General features: G+C 70.5%; 16 protein-coding genes. 8 read left to right on the forward strand and 8 right to left on the reverse strand.

The genetic code is table 11. From position 1 onward, the window contains the following. Positions 1-374: 374 nt before the first annotated feature. Both H1D24_RS10095 and ptsP read left to right on the forward strand, forming a co-directional pair. Positions 375-824, forward strand: coding sequence for a PTS sugar transporter subunit IIA (locus tag H1D24_RS10095; protein ID WP_181657110.1), 450 nt, complete (start codon positions 375-377; stop codon positions 822-824). A 101-nt stretch (positions 825-925) separates the two neighbouring features. Next, the gene (gene ptsP, locus H1D24_RS10100) at positions 926-2,596 is read left to right on the forward strand and encodes a phosphoenolpyruvate--protein phosphotransferase (RefSeq protein ID WP_181657111.1); all 1,671 of its coding nucleotides are present in this window, start codon (positions 926-928) and stop codon (positions 2,594-2,596) included. A gap of 73 nt (positions 2,597-2,669) precedes the next feature. On the opposite strand, the gene H1D24_RS10105 is transcribed toward ptsP, so the two are convergent. Next, complete coding sequence (locus H1D24_RS10105; protein ID WP_181657112.1) at positions 2,670-3,563, reverse strand: DUF8829 domain-containing protein; 894 nt, start codon at positions 3,561-3,563, stop codon at positions 2,670-2,672. A 175-nt stretch (positions 3,564-3,738) separates the two neighbouring features. Next, positions 3,739-5,706 carry an acetoacetate--CoA ligase gene (locus H1D24_RS10110; RefSeq protein WP_181657113.1) on the reverse strand — a complete coding sequence of 656 codons (1,968 nt, stop codon included), beginning with the start codon at positions 5,704-5,706 and terminating at the stop codon, positions 3,739-3,741. A 284-nt stretch (positions 5,707-5,990) separates the two neighbouring features. On the opposite strand from H1D24_RS10110, the gene H1D24_RS10115 reads away from it, so the two are divergent. Next, positions 5,991-8,357 carry a glycoside hydrolase family 31 protein gene (locus tag H1D24_RS10115; RefSeq protein ID WP_181657114.1) on the forward strand — a complete coding sequence of 789 codons (2,367 nt, stop codon included), beginning with the start codon at positions 5,991-5,993 and terminating at the stop codon, positions 8,355-8,357. 20 nt (positions 8,358-8,377) lie between these two features. On the opposite strand, the gene H1D24_RS10120 is transcribed toward H1D24_RS10115, so the two are convergent. Beyond that, complete coding sequence (locus H1D24_RS10120) at positions 8,378-8,914, reverse strand: NUDIX domain-containing protein (protein WP_181657115.1); 537 nt, start codon at positions 8,912-8,914, stop codon at positions 8,378-8,380. A gap of 188 nt (positions 8,915-9,102) precedes the next feature. Here H1D24_RS10120 and H1D24_RS10125 point away from each other — a divergent pair, with 188 nt between their 5' ends. The 4 genes from H1D24_RS10125 to glpK all read left to right on the forward strand — a co-directional run bounded on the left by H1D24_RS10125 (position 9,103) and on the right by glpK (position 13,551). After that, complete coding sequence (locus H1D24_RS10125; protein WP_181657384.1) at positions 9,103-9,594, forward strand: Zn-ribbon domain-containing OB-fold protein; 492 nt, start codon at positions 9,103-9,105, stop codon at positions 9,592-9,594. After that, entirely contained in the window at positions 9,591-10,781 is a 1,191-nt protein-coding gene (locus tag H1D24_RS10130) for a lipid-transfer protein (protein ID WP_181657116.1), read from the forward strand. Before H1D24_RS10125 ends, H1D24_RS10130 begins: the two co-directional genes overlap by 4 nt. A 495-nt stretch (positions 10,782-11,276) precedes the next feature. Beyond that, a complete protein-coding gene (locus H1D24_RS10135; protein ID WP_181657117.1) occupies positions 11,277-12,026 on the forward strand; it encodes an MIP/aquaporin family protein in 750 nt (249 codons plus the stop codon). Positions 12,027-12,039: 13 nt separating this feature from the next. Beyond that, complete coding sequence (gene glpK, locus H1D24_RS10140; RefSeq protein ID WP_181657118.1) at positions 12,040-13,551, forward strand: glycerol kinase GlpK; 1,512 nt, start codon at positions 12,040-12,042, stop codon at positions 13,549-13,551. Positions 13,552-13,645: 94 nt separating this feature from the next. Here the strand turns inward: glpK and H1D24_RS10145 are convergent, their stop codons facing one another. From H1D24_RS10145 to H1D24_RS10165, 5 genes are read right to left on the reverse strand one after another with little or no spacing between them, the layout of a single operon-like run. Further along, on the reverse strand, positions 13,646-14,251 hold the full coding sequence (locus tag H1D24_RS10145; RefSeq protein WP_181657119.1) for a GTP-binding protein: 606 nt from the start codon (positions 14,249-14,251) through the stop codon (positions 13,646-13,648). A 17-nt stretch (positions 14,252-14,268) separates the two neighbouring features. Continuing rightward, positions 14,269-18,006, reverse strand: coding sequence for a hydantoinase B/oxoprolinase family protein (locus tag H1D24_RS10150; RefSeq protein ID WP_181657120.1), 3,738 nt, complete (start codon positions 18,004-18,006; stop codon positions 14,269-14,271). A gap of 55 nt (positions 18,007-18,061) precedes the next feature. Beyond that, on the reverse strand, positions 18,062-18,466 hold the full coding sequence (locus H1D24_RS10155; protein ID WP_181657121.1) for a DUF742 domain-containing protein: 405 nt from the start codon (positions 18,464-18,466) through the stop codon (positions 18,062-18,064). Positions 18,467-18,475: 9 nt separating this feature from the next. Then, a complete protein-coding gene (locus H1D24_RS10160) occupies positions 18,476-18,916 on the reverse strand; it encodes a roadblock/LC7 domain-containing protein (RefSeq protein ID WP_181657122.1) in 441 nt (146 codons plus the stop codon). Next, positions 18,913-21,753: a nitrate- and nitrite sensing domain-containing protein gene (locus tag H1D24_RS10165; RefSeq protein WP_181657123.1), complete on the reverse strand. Its 2,841-nt coding sequence runs from the start codon at positions 21,751-21,753 to the stop codon at positions 18,913-18,915. The genes H1D24_RS10160 and H1D24_RS10165 overlap by 4 nt, the downstream gene beginning before the upstream one ends. 517 nt (positions 21,754-22,270) lie before the next feature. Here H1D24_RS10165 and H1D24_RS10170 point away from each other — a divergent pair. Then, on the forward strand, positions 22,271-22,903 hold the full coding sequence (locus H1D24_RS10170; protein WP_181657124.1) for a hypothetical protein: 633 nt from the start codon (positions 22,271-22,273) through the stop codon (positions 22,901-22,903). The last annotated feature ends 10 nt before the right edge of the window (positions 22,904-22,913 follow it).

Below are 22,913 nucleotides of genomic sequence, written 5' to 3' on the forward strand. Positions count from 1 at the left end.
GTCCGATTTCCTCGGCGCTTTCCAGGTTCTCGCTTTCGCGTTTCCCTTTCGGCCTTTTGACTCTATCAGGCCTTTTTCGACTCGCTGACCACTGTCACTCGTGGACATGCAGAACCGGATCCAATTAACTGGATCTGACGCTGTAGAGGTTGCCGGGCCCCGGACGTTCGCCACGTCCTCTCGCCCCGGCGGTCTACGACTGTACCTCCGTGTGCGGAGCACATGCAAACCGATTGGGGGCCTTGCCCAGGCCCGGCAACCAAGGCCTCTCGTGCGGAACCGGCACTTCTTATGACCTACCCTGCTGAACAGTGTGCCGCCCGGGACAGACCGGTGGCGGCGCGGTTGACTCTCCACCCCTGGGAGGCTTGCCCATGACCAGCGTGACGTCCCCTCTTGCCGGACGCGTCATAGGACTCTCCGCTGTGCCGGATCCTGTGTTCTCAGGCGCGATGGTGGGCCCGGGTACCGCCATCGATCCCGTACGTGAGCCCTCCGAGGCTGTGGCGCCTGTCGACGGCATCGTCGTCTCGCTGCACCCGCATGCCTTCGTCGTTGTCGACGACCAGGGCCATGGTGTGCTGACCCACCTCGGTATCGACACCGTTCAGCTCAATGGCGAGGGCTTCGAGCTCCTCGTCAGCAAAGGTGACACTGTGCAGCGCGGTCAGGCCGTGGTGCGATGGGATCCGGCCGCCGTCGAGGCCGCCGGCAAGTCCCCGGTGTCCCCGGTCGTGGCGCTCGAGGCCACGGCAGAGTCTCTCTCCGACGTAGTAGAGGACGGCGACGTAAAGGCCGGCCAGCCCCTCTTCAGCTGGAAGTGACGTCTGCTCCGGCTGGGAGCGGCGTCTGCGCCCTCGTAGGCGCCAGACAGAACAACCACCGCGGCGGGGCAGAGCACCGCCGCTCTATCGGAGACGGTGACATGGAGACAACGCTGCGAGGCGTCGGCGTCAGCCACGGTGTAGCTGTCGGCGAAGTTCGACACATGGGGACGGCGGTGCTGGAACCGCCCGCCAAGCAGATTCCCGCGGAGGAGGCGGCGCGCGAGCAGGGGCGCGCCCGTCAGGCCGTGGACGCTGTGGCAGCCGACCTCATCGCTCGCGGCAATCTGGCCGGCGGCGAGGCGCAGGCCGTACTCGAGGCGCAGGCCATGATGGCCCAGGACCCGGAGCTCATGGCCGACGTGGAGCGGCGCATCGCGGTCGGCAGTACGGCCGAGCGCGCGGTGTACGACGCGTTCGCCGCTTATCGGGCGTTGCTGGCCGGGGCCGGCGAGTACCTCGCCGGGCGTGTGGCGGACCTGGACGATGTGCGGAACCGTATCGTCGCGCGGCTCCTCGGTGTTCCGATGCCGGGTGTGCCGGACAGCGACGAGCCGTATGTGCTGATAGCGCGGGACCTCGCCCCGGCTGACACGGCGCTGCTCGACCCGACGCTGGTGCTCGGTTTTGTGACCGAGGAGGGCGGGCCGACCAGCCACAGTGCGATTCTTGCGCGGGCGCTCGGCGTTCCGGCTGTCGTTGCTCTTCCGGGGGCCGGTGAGCTGGCTGAGGGCACTCTGATCGCCGTGGATGGCAGCACCGGAGAGATATTCGTCGAGCCGAGCGCGGAGAAGCGGGCGGCGCTGGAGGCAGCGGCCGCCGAGCGGAAGGCGGCGCTCGCCGCGTCGAGCGGCCCGGGTGCGACCTCCGACGGACACAAGGTGCCGCTGCTGGCCAACGTGGGCGGCCCGGCGGATGTACCGGCTGCCGTAGAGGCCGGTGCGGAGGGTGTCGGTCTTTTCCGTACCGAGTTCCTCTTCCTCGACGACAGCAAGAATGCGCCGTCAGAGCAGAAGCAGATCGAGGCATACCGCCAGGTGCTCGAGGCGTTTCCCGAGGGCCGTGTCGTGGTACGCGTGCTGGATGCCGGCGCCGACAAGCCGCTGGACTTCCTCACTCCGGCCGACGAGCCGAACCCGGCGCTGGGCGTGCGCGGTCTGCGCACGCTGCTCGACCACCCCGAGGTGCTGCGTACGCAGCTGACCGCGCTGGCCAAGGCCGCGGAGGGCCTGCCGGTGTACCTGGAGGTCATGGCGCCGATGGTCGCGGATCGCACCGATGCCAAGGCGTTCGCGGACGCGTGCCGGGAGGCGGGGCTGCAGGCGAAGTTCGGCGCGATGGTGGAGATTCCCTCGGCCGCCCTGCGGGCGCGGTCGATTCTCCAGGAGGTGGAGTTCCTGTCGCTGGGCACCAACGACCTCGCGCAGTACACCTTCGCCGCGGACCGTCAGGTGGGTGCGGTGTCGCGTCTGCAGGACCCGTGGCAGCCCGCGCTGCTCGACCTGGTGGCGCTGGCGGCCGAGGCGGCGAAGGCCGAGGGCAAGAGCTGTGGTGTCTGCGGTGAGGCGGCGTCGGACCCGTTGCTCGCTTGTGTGCTGACCGGTCTGGGGGTCACCTCGCTCTCGATGGGTGCGGCGTCCATTCCCTATGTGCGCGCGACGCTGGCCAAGTACACGCTGGCGCAGTGCGAGCGGGCCGCGGCGGCCGCGCGTGCTGCGGAAAGCGCGGACGAGGCCCGGAATGCGGCTCAGGCGGTGCTGTCCGGCGAGTAGTCGAATCAGAGCCGCCGGACGGCCGTTGTGAGGGGCGCTCCACCTGCTGGCCCGGGTGGGGCGCCCCAGTCGTTCAGTGCCGGTGGACGGTTCCGGGGTCCTGCTCTCCGAGATCCGGAGGTGCGCAGTAGTCGACGCCCGATTCAGGGCCGATCAGCCCTCCGGATTCGATGTCGGTGCAGTAGGCGTCGAAGACCTCGGCCTCTGTGAGCGGCTGCAGGCCGCCTCCTTGCAGGCGCCAGCCGTAGACCTTGTCGGTGGTGCCGTTTCCACTGGTGCGCATCACCAGTCCCCCGGGGTTGTCCGTGGCGATGCCGGCCGCGAGGACCGTGGTGAACTCCAGGGCTTCGGTCTCGTCCAGCCGTGTGGTGCCGTCGGTGTCTCCTTCCGTGCTCAGTACGGCGAGGAGGGGTTCCGTGTCGGTGGCGACGCTGCATACGAGGTGCCGGTCGCCGGGCGCCGCTGTGTCGAGCACCCGAACGAGCAGCTCAGAGGCGCGTACGAAAGCCGCCCGCCCGATGTCCTCTCCGCAGGAGGCACAGGCGCCGATCCCGGCGAGCAGCGTCGTCGCGTACTCCCATGTGGTCTGTCGCACGGCCTCGTCGACGAGGTCCGGAACCAGGTCGGCGAGGGGCTGACCGTCGTACGGGACGGTCGCGCCGGTGGACGCGAGTTCTGCGGTGAAGCGGGAGCGGCTTGCGGGTGTGTCGGGTTCCAGGCCGGTCTCGGCGCAGAAGCTCGCGTACTCCTCGGGATCGAAGAGGGCGACGGTGGTGTGCCGGCCCTCGTCTGCGAGTGTTCTGAGGAGGGCCTCGACCTGCTGGAGGTAGGTCTCATGGTCGTCGAAGGTGAAGGTGCGATAGCGCCGCATCACGGTGAAGTCGTGCTCATCGGTCAACAGGCCGATGGTGCCGGCGATTTCGCGGTGCAGACCATGCCGCTTGCCGGTGTGCTGGGTGCGCCCCATGGTTCCCCCTGTGTGCGGTGAATCAATGCTCACTCAACGTAACCGGCGGCACTGACAATGCCGGTCGGGGATACCGGTCGCCCGGGCGGTAAGGGCGGTAAGGGCGGTAAGGAGGGTCGGCCTCCGGCTCGCGGCTCCGCGCCGGGTGAGTCGGAGGCCGGCCTCGTGCCGGTGATCAGCCGCGCCTGCGGGCCAGGTCCTCGTAGAAGCGGAGCAGGTCGAGGCTGTCCACGGAGCCGGGGTTGACGGCCTTCTCCAGGGGCGTGCCCTGGAGAAGGCGCTTGACGGGGACCTCGATGCGCTTGCCGGTGAGGGTGTGCGGGACGCCGGGGACCTCCATGATCTCGTCGGGGACGTGGCGCGGGGAGAGCTGCTCGCGGATGGTCTGCTTGATGCGCGTCCGCAGGTCGTCGTCGAGGGTGGCGCCGGGCGCCAGGTGTACGAAGAGGGGCATCCAGTAGCCCCCGTCGGGCTGTTCGATTCCGATGACCAGGGACTCGCGGATCTCCGGGAGACGTTCGACGGCTTCGTAGATGTCGGCCGACCCCATGCGTACCCCCTGGCGGTTGAGGGTGGAGTCGGACCGTCCGTGGATGATCACCGAGCCTCGGGAGGTGACGGTGGTCCAGTCGCCGTGGCGCCAGACGCCTGGGTAGGTGTCGAAGTAACTGTCGTGGTAGCGGCTGCCGTCGGGGTCGTTCCAGAAGTGGATCGGCATGGACGGCATGGGGTTGGTGACCACGAGCTCACCGACTTCGTCGGTGAGCGGTTTGCCGTCCGGGTCCCAGGCCTGCAGATCGGTGCCGAGGCAGGGTGCCTGGAGTTCGCCGATGTAGACAGGCAGCGTGGGGACTGCTCCGGCGAAGCAGGAGCAGACGTCCGTGCCGCCGCTGACGGAGGCGATCCACAGGTCGTCGCGCACCTCGTCGTGCAGCCACCGGAAGCCGTCGGGCGGCAGCGGGGAGCCGGTGGTGGCGACGCAGGTGATGCCGGAGAGGTCGAAGTCGCGGGATGGGTGGACCCCGGCCTTGCGGCAGGCCATGACGTACGCGGCGGAGGTGCCGAAGAGCGTGGCTCCGGTGCGTTCGGCGACGCGCCACTGGGCGGCGGTGTCGGGATGGCCGGGGCTGCCGTCGTACAGGACGATCGTGGTGCCCGTGAGCAGGCCGGAGACGAGGAAGTTCCACATCATCCAGCCGGTGGACGTGTACCAGAAGAACCGGTCGCCGGGGCCCAGGTCGCAGTGCAGGCCGAGCTGCTTGTAGTGCTCAAGGAGGATGCCGCCCTGGGACTGGACGATGGCCTTGGGAAGCCCCGTGGTGCCGGACGAGTAGAGCACCCACAGGGGGTGGTCGAAGGGGACCTGCTCATACTCGGGTGCCGTGTCGGCGCTGGTGAGCGCCGACCATTCGAGGGCGCCCTCGGGGGCCTCGGTGCCCAGCAGCGGGATGTGGACGACGGCGCGCAGGGTGGGCAGCTCGCGTCGCAGCTCGGCGACCGTGTCGCGGCGGTCGTGCTCCTTGCCCCCGTAGCGGTAGCCGTCGACCGTGAAGAGGACGACGGGCTCGACCTGCTGGAAGCGGTCGAGGACGCTGCGGGCGCCGAAGTCGGGGGCGCAGGAGGTCCAGACGGCGCCGACGGCCGCGGTGGCGAGCAGGGCGACGGCGGCCTGCGGAATGTTGGGCAGGTAGCCGCTGACGCGGTCGCCCGGGCGTACGCCCAGATCGCGGAGTTCGGCGGCCAGCGAACCGACCTGGCGGCGCAGCTCTGCCCAGCTGACCGGACGCGCATCGTGGGTCTCGTCCACGGCGAGGATGGCCGGCTCGTCCGGGCGCGTGTCGGCGGCCCGGAGGGCGTGCTCGGCGTAGTTGAGGGTGGCTTCGGGGAACCATTGGGCTCCGGGCATGGAGCGGTCGCTCAGCACGCGCGCGTAGGGGGTCGAGAAGCGGATGTCGAACCACTCGGCGACGGCCTTCCAGAATGTCTCCAGGTCGTCGACGGACCAGCGGTGCAGCGCGGCGTAGCCGCCCTCGGCGGGTGCTCCGTGGTGCTCGGCCGCCCAGGCCTGGAACCGGGTGATCTGCGCCGAGGCGATGAACTCCTGGTCGGGCTGCCAGAGTGGTGTGGGGTTCGCTGAGGACATGGGGCGGCTCCCAAGCTGTGCGCGTCGTGTGCGTCTGTCGCGCACGGGCGGTGTGTGCGCGTCACGCGGCTGATACGGACGATGCCATGTGATCGACTTCCGCACCAGGGCTCGTCCCACATAGTCGTGATGGTGAAGATGTGCTGTCACCACGGGTGAACGGGAGTCCTTCCGCACCAGGGCTCGTCCCGCTTGGTCCTGATCGTGAAGAAGTGCTGTCACCACGGGTGAACGGGAGTTGAACGCCTCACGCGCGCGTGCGCCGCGGTGGCAGGGTGATCACCATGGACGGTCGTGGCCTCGTGCGTTCGGTGAAGGCGGTCGGTGTGGTGGGGGCGGCGCAGGGGGTGCGCGCGGTGCGGGCGGCGTGGCGAAGGCGGCGTACCGACGCGGCAGGCCTGCCGGCACGCGGGGCCGAGCGGGCGCGTGTTCCCGGGCCTGTGACGGGTGCAGATCCGGGGCCGGGCGGAGGGGTGATCCACTTCGAGCGCTCCGAGCTGCAGGTGATGGTCACAGCGGCCGGTGCGGTGTTCTGGGGCTGGGACGGGGCAGGTCCCGAGCCGTCGTACGCGCTGGCGGGCCGCTGTCCGGAGCCGGACGCACGGGCCGTCCTGGAGCCGGACAAGGACGGCGGCTGGCGGGTGGTCGCGGAGCGTGTCACGGTGGCCGTCTCGCGGCACGGTGCCGTCGAGGTGCGCACCCCCGGCGGCGTGGTGCTGCGCCGGGACCTGCCGCCCCGCTGGTGGGCCCCCCTCGAGGGAGGCGGCGCACGCTGGGTGCAGCGGTCCGAAGTGGCGGCTGACGCGAGGTTCTTCGGGCTCGGCGGGCGCGCTTCGGGGCCGCGGCTGCGGGACGGGACGTACCGGCTGTGGAACACCGATCCCGGCCAGGCGTTCGGGCCTGCTGAGGACCCGCTGTACATCACCATGCCGGTGCAGATGGTGGTGGCAGACGCCGGCACGCACCTGGCCTTCCACGACTCCACGTGGGACGGAACCGTGGTGCTGCACGAAGGCGAGGACGGTGCGGGGTCCGGGCACGACCGGGCCGGTTCGTGTGAGCTGCGGATGGCCGGTGGTCCGCTGCGGTGCTGGGTTGTCGTGGGCTCTCCCGCGCGCGTACTGCACGTCTGGACGCTGCTCACGGGTGCGCCCTCGGTGCCGCCCGCGTGGGCACTCGGGCACCACCATGCGCGCTGGGGCTTCGGAAGCGAGCAGGAGGTGCGGCGGATCGTCGCCGGATACAAGGAGCGAGGGCTTCCGCTTGACGCCGTCCATCTGGACATCGACCACTACGACGGCCACCAGGTGTTCACCGTCGACCAGGAGCGGTTCCCGACGCTTCCGGCGCTCGCCGAGGAGTTGCGCAGGGACGGCATCCGGCTCGTGTCCATCGTCGACCCGGCGGTAAAGGCCGAGCCCGGCAACGCCCTGTACGACGCCGGGACGGATGCGGACGCGTTCGTGCGGGACGCCTCGGAGCGGCCCGTGCTGGGCGTCGTATGGCCCGGCGATGCGGTGTATCCGGACTTCACGGATCCGCGGGTGCGCGAGTGGTGGGGCGGGCTGTACGAGGAGCGGCTGCGACTGGGGTTCGCCGGCTTCTGGCACGACATGAACGAACCGGTGTCGTTCGCCGCCTTCGGGGAGGCGACTCTGCCGCGCTCGGCACGGCATGCGCTGGACGGCCGCGGCGGGGACCATCGCGAGGCGCACAACGTGTACGGCCTGTGCATGGCCCGCGCGGGATACGAGGGGCTGCGCGCGCTGCGGCCCCAGGAGCGGCCGTTCCTCTTCTCGCGCTCGGGGTGGGCGGGGATGCAGCGCTATGGAGGCACCTGGTCGGGGGACGTGGCCACGGGCTGGCCGGGGCTGCGGGCCTCGCTGTCGCTCGTGCTGGGGCTCGGGCTGTGCGGGTTGCCGTATTCGGGGCCCGACGTGGGCGGGTTCGACGGCAGCCCCTCACCCGAGCTGTATCTGCGGTGGTTCCAGCTGGCCGCATATCTGCCGCTGTTCCGTACGCATGCGGCTCTGCGGGCCGGGCGCAGGGAACCCTGGGAGTTCGGTGCCGAGGTGCTGGAGCACGCGCGCGTGGCGCTCGCGGAGCGCCGGCGGCTGCTGCCGTACTTCGTGACGCTGGCGCATCTGGCGCGGCGCACCGGTGCGCCCTATGTGCGGCCCCTGTGGTGGGGTGCGCCCGAGGACAGGGCGCTGCGCAACTGCGAGGACGCGTTCCTGCTCGGCGACTGTCTTCTGGTGGCGCCGGTGCTGGAGCGGGGTGTGGAGCAGGTGGCGGTGCGGCTGCCGCACGGCCGGTGGTACGACACGGTCACCGAGGAGGCGTACGAGGGTCCCGGGCAGGTCCTGCTCGAAGCTCCGTTGTCGCGTATTCCGGTGCTGGCGCGGGCGGGTGCGGTGCTGCCGGTCCGCGGTGACGACGGCGGGCAGGAACTGGAGGTCTGGGCCCCGGCCCCGGGCCGTAAGGGACGCGGTCTCGTGGTGGCCGATGCGGGTGACGGCTGGGAGGAGCCGGAGTCCGAGCGGTACACGGCTCGCTGGAAGCGCGGCCGTGTCGTGGTCGAGCGTGAGGGGGACGTCGGCAGGAGTGAGCCCTCGTGCCCGGTGCGAGTACGAGGGCTAGGACCGGCCTGAGTCGTGGGACCGGCGGTTCGTCAGACGTAGCGTCCCTCGAACCATGCCCGGACGGCCAGGGTGTGCAGAGGGAAAGCGAGTTCGACAGGCCTGCGCAGCAGGTGCCAGCCCTCCGTTTCGGCCGTCGGAGCGGACGGGGGCAGCTCCTGGGCCGGGCGCTCGGGCAGCAGACCGAACAGCAGCAGGTGTCCGTCGGGTGAGCTCATCGCGTCGGCCAGACGCACGTCGCGGCTCGCCGCGTCGATGCCCGTCTCCTCCTTGAGCTCGCGGACGACGGCATGCCGCCAGTCCTCCCGGTGGTCGAGGAAACCGCCGGGCAACGCCACGCCCCCGCGCGCGGGGGCGATGGTGCGCGTGATGACGACCAGGCCGGTGCCGGACGCGTCGTACGCGGGCTGAAGAGCGACGGCCACCGGCAGCGGGCTGCGGTAGGCAACGGCACCGCATCCAGGACAGGCGCGAGGCCAGCCCGACACGGCCTCCCCGTACGGAGTGCCGCAGCTTGAACAGTGCGAGTCCGGCGTGGTGTTGGAGGAAGAGTGCTGGGATTCGGACACGCCGCGGACTGTATCCGATCGCCTGGCGCAGCATTCTGTCCGGTTCACGTCCCTCACTGCTCGAAGCAGCCGCGCAGCGGGCGGTGACTTCGCGGGCCCTGCCGGAATCCCGTCAGGCATGGCAGACTCCTGACGGAGCGTCAGATCTACCGGGCCGAGGAGGCGCCTTGTCGCGCAAACGCGCACCCGTGGTGGTGGGTTGGTTCACGGAGGAGAGTGCCGACGGAGACCGAGAGGGAGGCTTCCGGCTGCTGGGTACGCGGTGTTCCGCGTGTGCCTCGGTCTTCTTCCCCCGCGAGGACGTCTTCTGCCGCAACCCCGGCTGCCCCGGCCGTGAGCTGACCGAGGTGCCTCTCTCCCCGCGGGGCCGGATCTGGTCGTACACGGACAGCCGGTACCGACCGCCCGCGCCGTATGTCTCTGACCCGGAACTCGAGTGGCAGCCGCGCACGTTGATCGCTGTGGAGCTGGAAGCCGAGCGCATGGTGGTGCTCGGGCAGGGGGCTCCGGGCGTCTCCCTCGCCGATCTGGCCATCGGGATGGAGGTGGAGGCCGTCCCCGGTGTCCTCAACGAGGACGCGGACACGACCTGGACGACGTGGCATTGGCGTCCCACAGGGACAAGGGGGCCGGCAGAAGAGACGGCGGACGCCACGGGGGCGACGGGGGTGAAGGCATGACGGCGGACGTGGCGGTGCTCGGCGCGGGCATGCACCCGTGGGGCAAGTGGGGCCGCAGCTTCGTCGAGTACGGGACGGCGGCCGCGCGCGCGGCACTTGCGGACGCCGGTGTCGAGTGGCGCGACATAGGTTCGATCGTCGGCGCGGACACGGTGCGCGGCGGCTATCCGGGATATGTGGCGGGGGCGACGTTCGCGAAGGCGCTGGGCTGGCAGGGGGCGCGCGTGGCGAGCGTCTACGCGGCGTGCGCCTCGGGCGCTCAGGCGATCGCCACGGCGCGCGCGCAGATTCTCTCCGGTCTCGCGGACGTCGTCCTGGTCGTCGGCGCCGACGCTGCGCCGAAGGGCTTCTTCCGCCCGGCCGGCGGCGATCGGCCCGACGATCCGGACTGGCTGCGGTTCAGGCTGCTGGGCGCCACCAATCCGGCGTACTTCGGCCTGTACGCGCGCCGCCGAATGGCCGTGCACGGCGACACACTGGAGGACTTCGCCCAGGTCAAGGTGAAGAACGCGGCGGCGGGGGCGCTCAATCCACTGGCCCGCTACCGCAAGCGGGTGTCCGCCGAGGAGGTCGCCGCGTCCGCGGTCGTCGCCGATCCCCTGCGGCTGCTCGACATCTGTGCGACCTCGGACGGAGGTGCGGCGCTTGTGCTGTCCAGCATGGAGTTCGCCCGGCGGCACGGCGCACCGGATCCTGTGCGTATACGCGCGGTGTCCACTGTCACGCCGCGCTTTCCGAACACGGTGCTCGATCTTCCCGATATCGCGACGGACTCCGCGGCGGCGGTGGCCCCGCCCGCCGAGCCCTTCCGGCCGTCCATCGCGCGAGCGGCGTATGAGGAGGCGGGCACAGGCCCGGAGGACCTGTCGCTCGCCGAGGTGTACGACCTGTCCACGGCCCTGGAGCTGCAGTGGTACGAGGATCTGGGACTGTGCGAGGAGGGTGAGGCGGCGAAGCTGCTGCGCGAGGGTGCCACCGCTCCCGGAGGCCGCATACCCGTCAATCCGAGTGGAGGCCTTGCGTCGTTCGGGGAAGCCGTGCCCGCGCAGGCCATTGCCCAGGTCTGCGAGCTGACCTGGCAGTTGCGCGGCACGGCAGGTGAGCGGCAGGTGGCGGAGGCGCGCGTGGGCATCACCGCGAACCAGGGGCTGTTCGGGCACGGGTCCTCGGTGATAGCCGTGCGGTGAGGCGGGCGCCCTGCCGTACGGGAGATGCCGCGCTCCAGGGGCCGCGCTGACACACGGCCGTAAGGAAGACGCCCACACCGGTCGAGCGGCGCACGCACGGCCGTACGGGAGACGCCCACACCGGTCGAGCGGCCGACGCACGGCCGTACGAAGGCTCCACCACCGTCTGCGTGCCGTTCGCGCCACCGGCCAATGGTTCGCGTCCACAACCTTGACGCCCCCTCACCGCAGGTGAACACTTCCGGGTGTCAGTCGGCATCGCCGCACATCGGCTGCCCGGCCGCCCACGGCCCTGCCACGCTCGGCTACCCCATTGCCGCAGGTCCGGGCCATCTCCACTGGCGCCACGGGCGATTCGGCTGCGAGGGCACGCTCATCACAGAGGCCGGGCGGGGCACGGGGCTCCCTGCACTGGGCTCACACAGGCACGGGAAACGCACCCTGCACAGAGCACCGGGGCGGAGAACCCGCCGCGGGCCAGTCCGAGGAGCCGCCATGAGCAATGGAGACATCTTCTTAGGTGAACTGATCGGCACCGCGATCCTGATCCTCTTCGGCGCCGGCGTGTGCGCCGCCGTCACCCTCAACCACTCCAAGGCGAAGGCGTCGGGGTGGACCGTCATCGCCTTCGGATGGGGCTTCGGCGTACTGGCGGGCGCGTACACCGCCGCCCCGCTCTCCGGCGGCCAGCTCAACCCGGCCGTCACGATCGGCATCGCCGTCGACACCGGCAAGTGGGACAAGGTCTGGGTCTATCTGCTCGGCCAGATGGTCGGCGCCATGCTGGGAGCCGTACTCGCCTACCTCGTGTACCTGGCGCAGTTCCAGGCCAACGTCCGCACGTCGGGGACGACGAAGGGAACAGCGGACGAACCGACACCGACGCTGGGTATCTTCTCCACCATCCCGGAGATCCGGAACCCGGTCGCCAACCTCATCACCGAGATCATCGCGACGATCGGCCTGGTGCTGCCGATCCTCGCCTTCGGGCTGACAAAGGGGCTCGGCGAGTCCGGCACACTCGTGCTGATCGTCTCCCTGCTGGTCGTCGGCATCGGCCTCTCCCTCGGGGGACCCACGGGTTACGCCATCAACCCGGCCCGTGATCTGGGCCCGCGCATCGTGCACTCGTTCCTGCCGATACCGAACAAGGGCACGTCCGACTGGAGTTACGCCTGGATTCCGGTGGTCGGGCCGCTCATCGGCGGAGCCCTGTCGGGACTGATCTACAACGCAGCCTTCTGACGAAGGGGACGTCATGACGGACAAGTTCGTCGCCGCAATCGACCAGGGAACGACCTCCAGCCGCTGCATCATCTTCAACCAGGACGGCGCGATCGTCGCCGTCGACCAGCGCGAGCACCGCCAGATCTTCCCCAAGCCCGGCTGGGTGGAGCACGACGCCACCGAGATCTGGTCCAAGGTGCAGGCCGTGGTCGCGGGGGCGATCGCCAAGGCCGGGCTGCGCGCCGACCAGATCAGCGCGCTCGGAATCACCAACCAGCGTGAGACGACGGTGCTCTGGGACCGCGCCACGGGGAAGCCCGTGCACAACGCCATCGTGTGGCAGGACATGCGTACGTCAGCGCTCTGCACCGAGCTTGGCGGCTCGGACGGGCAGGACCGTTTCCGTGAGCAGACCGGGCTGCCACTGGCCAGCTATTTCTCCGGGCCCAAGGCGGCCTGGCTCCTTGACAACGTGCCGGGCCTGCGGGCGCGTGCCGAGCGAGGCGAGATCGCCTTCGGAACGATTGATTCCTGGCTGATCTGGAACCTCACGGGCGGCACGGAGGGCGGGGTGCACGTCACGGATGTGACCAACGCCGGCCGCACGATGCTGATGAATCTCCAGACGCTGCAGTGGGACCAGTCGATCCTGTCGGCGATGAACGTGCCGGAGGTGGTCCTGCCGGAGATCAGGTCTTCGGCCGAGGTGTACGGCACGGCCGTGGGCCAGCTCGAGGGCGTTCCGGTCGCTTCGGCGCTCGGCGACCAGCAGGCCGCCGTGTTCGGCCAGGCCTGCTACGACACGGGGACGGCGAAGAACACCTACGGCACGGGCAGCTTCCTGCTGCTCAACACCGGGAACCGTCCGGTGCCCTCCAAGAACGGGCTGCTGACGACGATGGGCTACAAGATCGGCAGCGAGGCCCCCGTCTACTGCCTCGAAGGGGCCATCGCGATCACCGGTGCCCTGGTGCAGTGGTTCCGCGACCAGCTCGGGATCATCCGCACGGCCGACGAGATCGAGTCCCTCGCGTCGAGCGTGGACGACAACGGCGGTGCGTATGTCGTACCTGCGTTCTCGGGCCTGTTCGCGCCGTACTGGCGCTCGGACGCGCGCGGTGTCATCACCGGGCTCACCCGGTATGTCACCAAGGCGCATCTGGCGCGTGCCGTGCTGGAGGCGACGAGCTGGCAGACGCGAGAAGTCGTCGACGCCATGTACCAGGACTCGGGTGTGCAGATCACCACCCTCAAGGTGGACGGCGGCATGACCAAGAACAATCTGCTGATGCAGCATCAGGCGGATGTGCTGGGCGTGCCGGTGATCCGGCCCCGGGTCTCGGAGACCACCTGCCTGGGAGCGGCCTACGCCGCGGGTCTGGCGACGGGGGTGTGGAACGACCTGGACGAGCTCAAGGCGCACTGGCAGAGGGACGCCGAGTGGACACCGGCCATGGAGACGCAGGTACGGGACCGCGAGTACGACAACTGGCGCAAGGCAGTGGAGAAGAGCTTCGGCTGGCACGAGGAGAGTGCGGGGTGACCGCCTCCCGCTGAATCGCGCCGCACGCGCGCGTGGACCGCGGCCCGTACCCCGGTCGGTGGGGGTACGGGCCGCCTCACGTGGTGACGCCGCCTCACGTGGTGACGGCCTGGCGCCGGTCCACGGCGACCGTCATGGCGTGCTCGACGACCTGGATCAGCACTTCCTTGACGGACTGCCGGTCGCGCGCGTCGCACAGGACGACGGGCACCCCGGGGTCGAGGTCGAGAGCCTGTTGGACCTGGTCCGCCGGGTGACGTTCAGCCCCTTCGAAGCAGTTGACGGCGACGATGAACGGGATGGAGCGCCGCTCGAAGTAGTCGACGGCAGCGAAGCAGTCCTCCAGTCGCCGGGTGTCGGCCAGCACGACGGCGCCGAGGGCGCCCGTGGCGAGTTCGTCCCACAGGAACCAGAAACGGTCCTGCCCGGGTGTGCCGAAGAGATAGAGCACCAGGTCCTCGCGGAGCGTGATGCGCCCGAAGTCCATGGCCACGGTGGTGGTGTGCTTGCCCTCCACGCCGTTGGTGTCGTCGAGCGGCCGGCCGGCCTCGGTGAGCATCTCCTCGGTGCGCAGCGGTCTGATCTCGCTGACCGCGCCGACGAGGGTCGTCTTGCCCACGCCGAAGCCGCCGGCCACGAGGATCTTGAGCGTGACGGGCTCGACGGGGGTCTTGCCGCGCGCGGAGTGCCCGAGGATCATCGGTCTCTTCTCCTGACTCACTGTTCACTGCGGTCGCTGGGTTCGTGCGCCGGTGGACCGTATCCGCCGCCGCCCGGGGTTTCGATCACGAGTACGTCACCGGGGCGCACCTCCGCCGAGTCGCTGCCGCGCAGCCGGGTGACCGTGCCGTCGGCGCGCTCGACGCGGTTGGCGCCGAGGGCTCCGGGCTCCCCGCCCGCCATGCCGTACGGCGGCACCCTGCGGTGCTGGGAGAGTGTGGACACCGTCATGGGTTCGCGGAAGCGGATGCGGCGTACTGCCCCGTCGCCACCGCGCCACCGGCCGCCCCCGCCGCTGCCGCGCCGTACCGCGAACTCGTCGAGCAGGACGGGCAGGCGCCACTCCAGGACCTCGGGGTCGGTGAGGCGTGAGTTGGTCATATGGGTCTGGACGACGGGTGCGCCGGGGAAGCCGTCGCCCGCGCCTGAGCCCGAGGCCACGGTCTCGTAGTACTGGTACCGCTCGTTGCCGAAGGTGACGTTGTTCATGGTGCCGGAGCCCTCGGCCTGGGCGCCCAGGGCCGCGTAGAGGGCACCGGTGATGGCCTGCGAGGTCTCCACGTTTCCGGCGACGACGGCGGCCGGGGGGCCCGGTGCCAGCATGGAGTCGGGCGGCACGATGATGCGCAGGGGGCGCAGGCAGCCGTCGTTGAGCGGGATGTCGGCGGCCACCAGTGTGCGGAAGACGTACAGGACGGCGGCGTTGACGACGGAGAACGGGGCGTTGAAGTTGGTGTCGAGCTGGGGCGACGTACCGGTGAAGTCGAGGGTGGCGGACCGGTTGTCGCGGTCGACGCGGATGCGGACGCGGATGACGGCACCGGAGTCGGTCTCGTAGGCGTACTCACCGTCCTCCAGGGCGTCGATGACGCGGCGTACCGCTTCCTCGGCGTTGTCCTGGACGTGCTTCATGTATGCCTGGACGACGTCGAGGCCGAAGTTCTCGATCATGCGGGCGACTTCGTCGACGCCCTTCTGGTTGGCGGCGATCTGGGCGCGCAGGTCGGCGAGGTTGGTCGCTGGGTTGCGGGACGGGTAGGGCGCCTCGGTGAGCAGCCGGCGCGTCTCCTCCTCGCGGAAGCGGCCTCTTTCGACGAGCAGCCAGTTGTCGAAGAGGACGCCCTCTTCCTCGATGGTGCGGCTGTTCGCGGGCATGGAGCCGGGTGCGATGCCGCCGATCTCGGCGTGGTGGCCGCGCGAGGCGACGTAGAAGAGGATCCGCTCCCCCGCCGACTCGAACACCGGGGTGATCACGGTGACATCGGGGAGGTGGGTGCCGCCGTGGTACGGATCGTTGATCGCGTAGGCGTCGCCGGGGCGCATGGTGTCGCGGCGCCGCCGGATGACCTCCTTGACGCTGGTGCCCATCGATCCGAGGTGTACGGGGATGTGCGGGGCGTTGGCGACGAGGTTGCCGTCGGGGTCGAAGAGGGCGCAGGAGAAGTCGAGTCGTTCCTTGATGTTGACGGACTGGGCGGTCGACTCCAGGCGGGCGCCCATCTGTTCCGCGATCGACATGAAGAGGTTGTTGAAGACCTCGAGGAGGACTGGATCGGCTTCTGTGCCGACGCGGGAACTCTCCGTAACCGCCGCCCGTTCCATCACCAGGTGACCGTCGGGGTTCATCGCCGCCTGCCAGCCGTCGTCCACGACCGTCGTGGCGCCGGACTCGGCGATGATCGCCGGCCCGGTGACGGGGTGGCCGGGAGGCAGTTCCTCGCGCCGGTGCAGGGGTACGTCGCGCCAGGCGCCGCCCGTGTGCAGCCTGACGGTCTCCGGGGTGCCGGCGGAGGGGGTCCGCTCGGCGAGTGCGGACAGATCGGGGGGTTCGGTGAGGCCGGTGGCTTCCACGGAGAGGGCTTCAACGACGACCGGACGGTCGAGGGTGAAGGAGTAGGTGGCGCGATGACGGTCCTCGAAGGCGCGCGTCATGGTGTCGGGGTCGGAGAGTTCCACGGTGAGCGTGGTGTCCGTGCCGTCATAGCGCAGCTGGGCGCGGCGGGTGACGCGGATGCGGTCCTCGGAGACGTCCTCGGCGCGCAGTTCGTCGCGCGCCGCGCTCTCCAGGTCGTCGGCGGTCTTGCGGATGGCGGGCATCGCGGAGGCCTCGAGGCGGGCCTCGACGGACTGCTCACGCATGGCCGTCGTGTCGGCGAGGCCGATGCCCAGCGCGGAGAGTACGCCGGCCATGGGCGGGACCAGGACGGTGCGGATGCCGAGCGAGTCGGCGACCTTGCAAGCGTGCTGGCCGCCCGCGCCGCCGAAGGTGGTGAGGGCGTAGCGGGTGATGTCATGGCCCTTCTGGACCGAGATCCGCTTCACGGCGTTGGCGATGTTGGCCACGGCGATCTGCAGATAGCCCTCGGCGACCTGCTCGGGGGTGCGGTCGTCGCCGGTCTGCTCCCTGATGTCGTGTGCCAGGGCGGTGAAGCGTTCACGGACGAGCTCGGCGTCGAGCGGCTGGTCGCCGTCGGGGCCGAACACGCGGGGGAAGTGGGCGGCTTGGATGCGTCCGAGGGCGACGTTGGCGTCGGTGACGGTGAGCGGGCCGCCGCCCCGGTAGCACGCGGGTCCGGGGTCGGCGCCCGCCGAGTCGGGGCCCACGCGATAGCGGCTGCCGTCGAAGTGAAGCACGGAGCCCCCGCCTGCGGCGACGGTGTGGATGTCCAGCATGGGCGCGCGCAGCCGCACCCCGGCGATCTGCGTGGTGAAGACCCGTTCGTACTCGCCGGCGAAGTGGGAGACGTCCGTGGACGTGCCGCCCATGTCGAAGCCGATGACGCGGTGGAACCCGGCGAGCTGCGACATACGGGCCATGCCGACGATGCCGCCCGCGGGCCCGGAGAGGATGGCGTCCTTGCCGCGGAACTGGCCGGCCTCGGTGAGCCCGCCGTTGGACTGCATGAACATCAGCCGTACGCCTTCGAGCTGGTCGGCGACGTGCCGCACATACCGGCGCAGCACCGGCGACAGATACGCGTCGACGACGGCCGTGTCCCCGCGCGGCACCAGCTTCATCAGCGGGCTGACCTCACTGGAGAGTGAGATCTGCGGGAAGCCGATGCGGGCGGCGAGTTCGCCGATCGCGCGCTCGTGCGCGGGGTGGAGATGGCTGTGCATGCAGACCACGGCGACGGCGCGGATGCCGTCGTCGTAGGCCTCTTGCAGCGGGCCTGCGAGGCTGTCCAGGTCGGGGGCGCGCAGGACCTCCCCGTCGGCGCTGATGCGCTCGTCGGCCTCGACGACACGCTCGTACAGCATCTCGGGGAGCACGATCTCGCGGGCGAAGATGCGGGGGCGGTTCTGGTAGGCGATGCGCAGGGCGTCGCGGAAGCCGCGGGTGATGACGAGGAGGGTGCGCTCGCCCTTGCGTTCCAGGAGGGCGTTGGTGGCGACGGTGGTGCCCATGCGGACGGCGTCGATCGTCGCGTCGTCGGGCTCACGCTGCTGCGTGGTGCCGTCTTGGGCGTCACCGTGCTGCGCGGTGTTGTCACCCTGCTCCGTGTCGCCGCCCCGGCCATCCGCGACGCGGTCGCCGCCCTGGCGGTCGGTGGTGCGGAGACCGTCCCGGCCGTCGGCGCCGCGGAGGAGTTCGCGGATGCCCGCGACGGCGGCGTCGGCGTAGCGCGGGGTGTCCGACAGGAGCTTGTGGGTGAGCAGGCGGCCGTCCGGGGCCCTGGCGACGACATCGGTGAACGTGCCGCCCCGGTCGACCCAGAACTGCCAGCCTGTCACTTGTCTCACCCTCCCCCATTGCCTCAAGGGCATGGGAGGTACCCCATCGCCCTGCTCAGAGCGCCCGGAGCCCGTTGATCACATCGCGCAGAATACTCTCGTCCGGCAGCTCTGCGGGGGGCACGGGACGCGACACGTGCACCAGGCCCTCATCGGCGAGATCGCCGATGAGGACCCGTACGACGCCGATGGGCAGGTTGAGCCCGGCCGCGAGCTCGGCGACCGACTGGGGAGCTTCACGGCACAGGGCGACGATGTCGACGTGCTCCGGAGACAGCGCGTGGTCCGTCTCCGGCTCGAGTGTCGGGTCCTCGGCGACGACGAGGGCGATGAGGTCGAGGCGGTGCTGCGCGGCGCTCTTGGTACGACCCCGCGTCATGGCGTACGGACGCACCACCGGTCCGGCGTCGTCGTCGAACCAGTGGGCCGTCCCCTGCGTCCCCTCATCGTCTGTGCTCATGTCATCCCACTACCCACCGGGGTGGAGATCGGTACGCGGTGCCGTGCCCAGATGCACACCAACCCTCTTGACCAGCAGCGTCATCTCATACGCGACCTGGCCAATGTCGGAGTCGCTGTCGGAGAGCACGGCGAGGCAGCTGCCGTCACCGGCGGCGGTGACGAAGAGGAAGGCCTCGTCGAGCTCGACCACCGTCTGCCGGACGCTGCCCGCCTCGAAGTGGCGGCCGACGCCCTTGGCGAGGCTGTGGAACCCGGAGGCGACGGCGGCCAGGTGCTCGGCGTCCTCCCTGGTCAGGTCTGCCGAGACGCCCGTGGCGAGACCGTCGCCGGACAGCACGATCGCCTTGCGGATGCTGGCGACGCGCTGGACCAGTTCGTCGAGCAGCCAGTTCAGCTCACCCGAGACCCCGGGCGTCGCGGCGTGGCTGGTGGCCTTCGGTGCGGTCATCGACCGTCCCCCTCAGATGTCGTTCCCTGTGCTGTGCCGTCGGGGGCATCGTCGCCCACGGCGTTTTCCTCACGGCCGCGCTGCCAGCCCCGCTGGAGCGAGGCCATACGGCTGCGTACCTCTTCGGCGTCGCGTGTCTCGGGTCCGGGCGCGTCGCGAGCGGCTGCCCGCTCGGCACGGCGCTCCGGCTCTTTCTTGAGCTGCGGGGCCAGGCTGGCCTGGCGGACGCGGCGGGGCAGCCCACCGCCGCCGCTTGACCCCGGTCCACCGCCACCGCTTGCCCCCGGTCCAGCGCCGCCGCTGCCCTTCGGTCCGGCGCCGTTCTCCGTCGGCCCGTCGGCGTTCCCTGTCGATTTGTCGCCGTTCCCGCTCGAGCGCGTCTCGGGGCGGGCTGCCGCCTCGGCCCACTGGCGGCGCCGGGGAAGCTCAGGCGCGGCGTCGGCGCCTCCGGCCAGCGGTGCCTTTGCGGGCCCGGGCAGCGGTGGTCGCGGAGGGCGGTCCGCCTGGGGCTCCGTGTCGCGCTGCCGCAGGTCCCTGACAGGGCGGCCGTGCGAGCTCACCAGCTTGGGCGTCCTGCGCCGCGGCAGCGGCACGGGGGCACCGGGGCGGTCCTCGTCGCCCGGGCGTGCGGGGCCGAACGGGTCCTCATGCTCGTCGAGTGCCTGCTGGTGCTGTTCGCCCTGGGGCGCGGCGATGGAGCGACGGGGCCGGAAGATGCCGCCCCGCTCGCTGTCCTCGTCGCCGAGCGCGCCCGGGAAGTCGTCGAGGCCCTCCCCGACCGGCGCCTCCAGTTCCACCGGACCGTCCAGGACGGCGGGTGACATCTCCGGCATCGGTATGGGCAGGGCGGTGAGCCCCGCCGTGCGGTCGCCGGGTGCGTCACGGTGGGCGATCTCCTTGGCCTGCGGACGGTCGAGGCGGAAGCCGACGCCGTTGGTGTCGGGCACGTCGTCGGTGAGCAGAGCGTCCGGGATGAAGACGATCGCGGTGGTTCCGCCGTAGGGGGACGGCTGCAGCGAGACGCGCACGTTCTGCCGCTGCGCGAGCCTGCTGACCACGAAGAGGCCGAGCCGGTCGGTGTCGGACAGCTCGAACTCCTGGCTCTCGGCGAGCCGCAGATTGGCGTCGAGGAACGCATCGGCGGGCATGCCCAGGCCCCGGTCGTGGATCTCCAGCGTGAACCCGTTGGCGACACGCTGCCCCAGGACCTGCACGGCGGTGTGCGGCGGTGAGAACACCGTGGCGTTCTCGATGAGTTCGGCCGTCAGATGGGTGAGGTCGGCCACGGCGGGGCCGGTGACGGCGACGCGCGGCAGGCGGCGTACCTCGATGCGTTCGTAGTCCTCGACCTCGGCGACGGCCGCGCGTACCACGTCCATGAGCTGGACGGGTTTGCGCCACTGGCGGGAGGCGGCGGCGCCGGAGAGGATCACCAGGCCCTCGGCGTGCCGCCGCATGCGGGTGGTCAGGTGGTCGAGGCGGAAGAGGTCGGCGAGTTCCTCGGCGTCCTCGGTGCGGCGCTCCATGGCGTCGAGCAGCGTGAGCTGCTTGTGCAGCAGCACCTGGCTGCGGCGGGCGAGATTGACGAACACCTCGGAGACGCCACGGCGCAGTTCGGCCTGTTTCACGGCCGCTTCGACGGCTGCCCGCTGAAGGGTGTTGAGAGCCTGTCCGACCTGGCCGATCTCGTTCTTGTCGTACTCGAGTCGGGGCGCCTCGGTCTCCACGTCGACCTCTTCGCCTGCGGCGAGGCGGCGCATCACGCTGGGCAGCCGGACACCGGACGACTCGTGGGCCTCCTGGCTCAGCCGGCGCAGATCGCGGTGGAGGCTCCGGCCGATGCGTACGGAGAGGACCAGCGAGACGAGCAGGGCGAGCAGGCCCAGTACGCCCGCGATACCGGCCTTCAGGAGGACGCCGATGGCGGCGGGCTTGACGCGGTCCTGGTAGCGCTCGTCGGCCGCGGTGTTGTGCGCGGCGAGATCGGCGAGCGTGTGGCCGGCCGCGCTGTTCCAGGTGGTGAAGGTGACACCACGGGGCATGCCGGGCGTGGAGGTGATGACGGACTGCTCGGCCACCCGGAGCGGGGCCGATGCGGCGCTGCTCCAGAAGCGCTGGAAGCGGTCGCGGTCCTCCGCGGGCAACAGCGGCAGAGTGACGTCGTACAGCAGGGTGCGCTGTGCCACCAGGTCGGAGATGTCCCGGACCTCTGCGCGAGTGATGCGCTGTGCGACCAGGGCGGAGCCGAGTAGGGCGTCCTCGCGGGACAGCAGCTCACGCGCGCGTGCCAGATTGACGAGTGCGCGGGCCTGCTTGTCCAGCTCCACGTTGTCGATGCCGTGCAGGTTCGCCAGGAACGTGTAGCAGGGATCGATCAGGTGGTTGTAGTCCTCGAGCGCCTCGGAGCGGGTGACGGTGCCCGTCGCGATGCCCCGGCGCAGGGATTCGATCCCTGCGAGCGCGTCCAGGACGGAGGTGAGCTGTCTCCTGTTGTCGGACGTGAGTTCGTCGCGCAGCCCGGCGTCTGTTCCGTTCTTGCGGACCTTCGCCAGGACCTTGTCCGTCTGTGCGCGGGTGCGGCGCAAGGCGGTGAGTGCGTCGGAATCGCGGGGGTCGGCCAGGTGGACCAGGGTCTGCCGGCGCTCCTGCTGGACGACCCGCACGGCGTCCTCGACCGGATAGCCGATCTTCTCGACGACCGTGCCGACCCTGAGCAGATCACTGGCCTCGCGCCCCGTGAGTACCGTCGCGAAGCCCCAGATGGCCGTGAGGGAAACCAGCGGTACGAGGAGCAACGCCACGATCTTCCGGCGGATGGACTTCCCGCGAAAGCGCATGGCCTCCCCCAGATCAACCCCCTGCGCCGGGGGTGCACATGTGCGTCAACAAACGGCGCGAGCCTACTACCGTCACGTGAACAACTCGAAGACCTGTCCGGATACTTTCACATGACTCCTGCAGGTCGGTGGCTCCGGGAGTCCGGTATGAGCGGAGTCCGAGAGTCGCATGAGAGGAGTCCGGGAGTCCGCAATGTGAGGAGACCGCATCCCGTAGTGCAGGGCATAACGCGCAATGTCCGCACACGGGACGACGCGCGGCCTCATCGGACCATGGCGGGCGGCATGGCGGGCGGTCAGTTGGCTGGATTCTCATGTCAGTTGGGAATCTTCTTCACTCCCCGCTCGTCCTTACGTATGGGAATTGCGGGCGGAATGGGCCGCATGGGTGCCGGGCGCATCCGGCGGCGTAAGGCAGTGCAAACCGGGCAGCCAATGAGGAGCCGGATCGGACCGGCGCAGCGTCGAGAGGCATGCGGGGCCGATGGACATGCGGGCCGAGGGGAGTGACGAGTCGATGGGCACGGCAGAGCGGCGCGAGCGGCGCACGGCGTCCGAAGACGGCGCCGCGCCCGGATCCACGCACGGATCCGGGGACATGGCGGCAGCGCTCGGAAGGCAGAAGGGGGCCGAGTCCTCCGTGGCGCATCAGCGGAAGTCCGGCCCGGCGTCTCCGGAGAAGGCCGATTTTAGGCATCGGGAGAACGTCGGGGCCGCGAACGCGGAGCGTGCCGCGCCGGACGCGCATGCCGCCGCAAGCGGGAAACCGCTCTGGGTGGAGGAGCCGGCTCGGCGCCCGCGCATGCCCGATCCTGTGCGTACGTCGGCCGTCCGAGCCGTGCTGATAGTGGCCCTGACGCTCATCCAGGCGATTGTCGCCTTCCTGTGCACGCTCGCCGGCTCCTGGCTGGCCTTCCCCATGGTGCTCTCCAGCGTGGCCAGCACGGTCGTGGCGACCTGGGGCGTGCTGGACGTGTGGGTCACCCGTCAGGTGTGGAACCAGCGGCACGGCGTCATGTCGACGCCGAGCAGCACGGCCCGCCGGCTGCGCCGTGAGCGCCGCCGCGCGCGAAGGCAGGCCCGGGCGGTGGCCCGGGAGCAGGAGCGGATACGGAGGCGCGGCGGCCGGGGGCAGTTGTCACACACCTAGTCCCGGCTGT

The organism is Streptomyces himalayensis subsp. himalayensis (assembly GCF_013778455.1).
GTDB lineage: Bacteria > Actinomycetota > Actinomycetes > Streptomycetales > Streptomycetaceae > Streptomyces > Streptomyces himalayensis.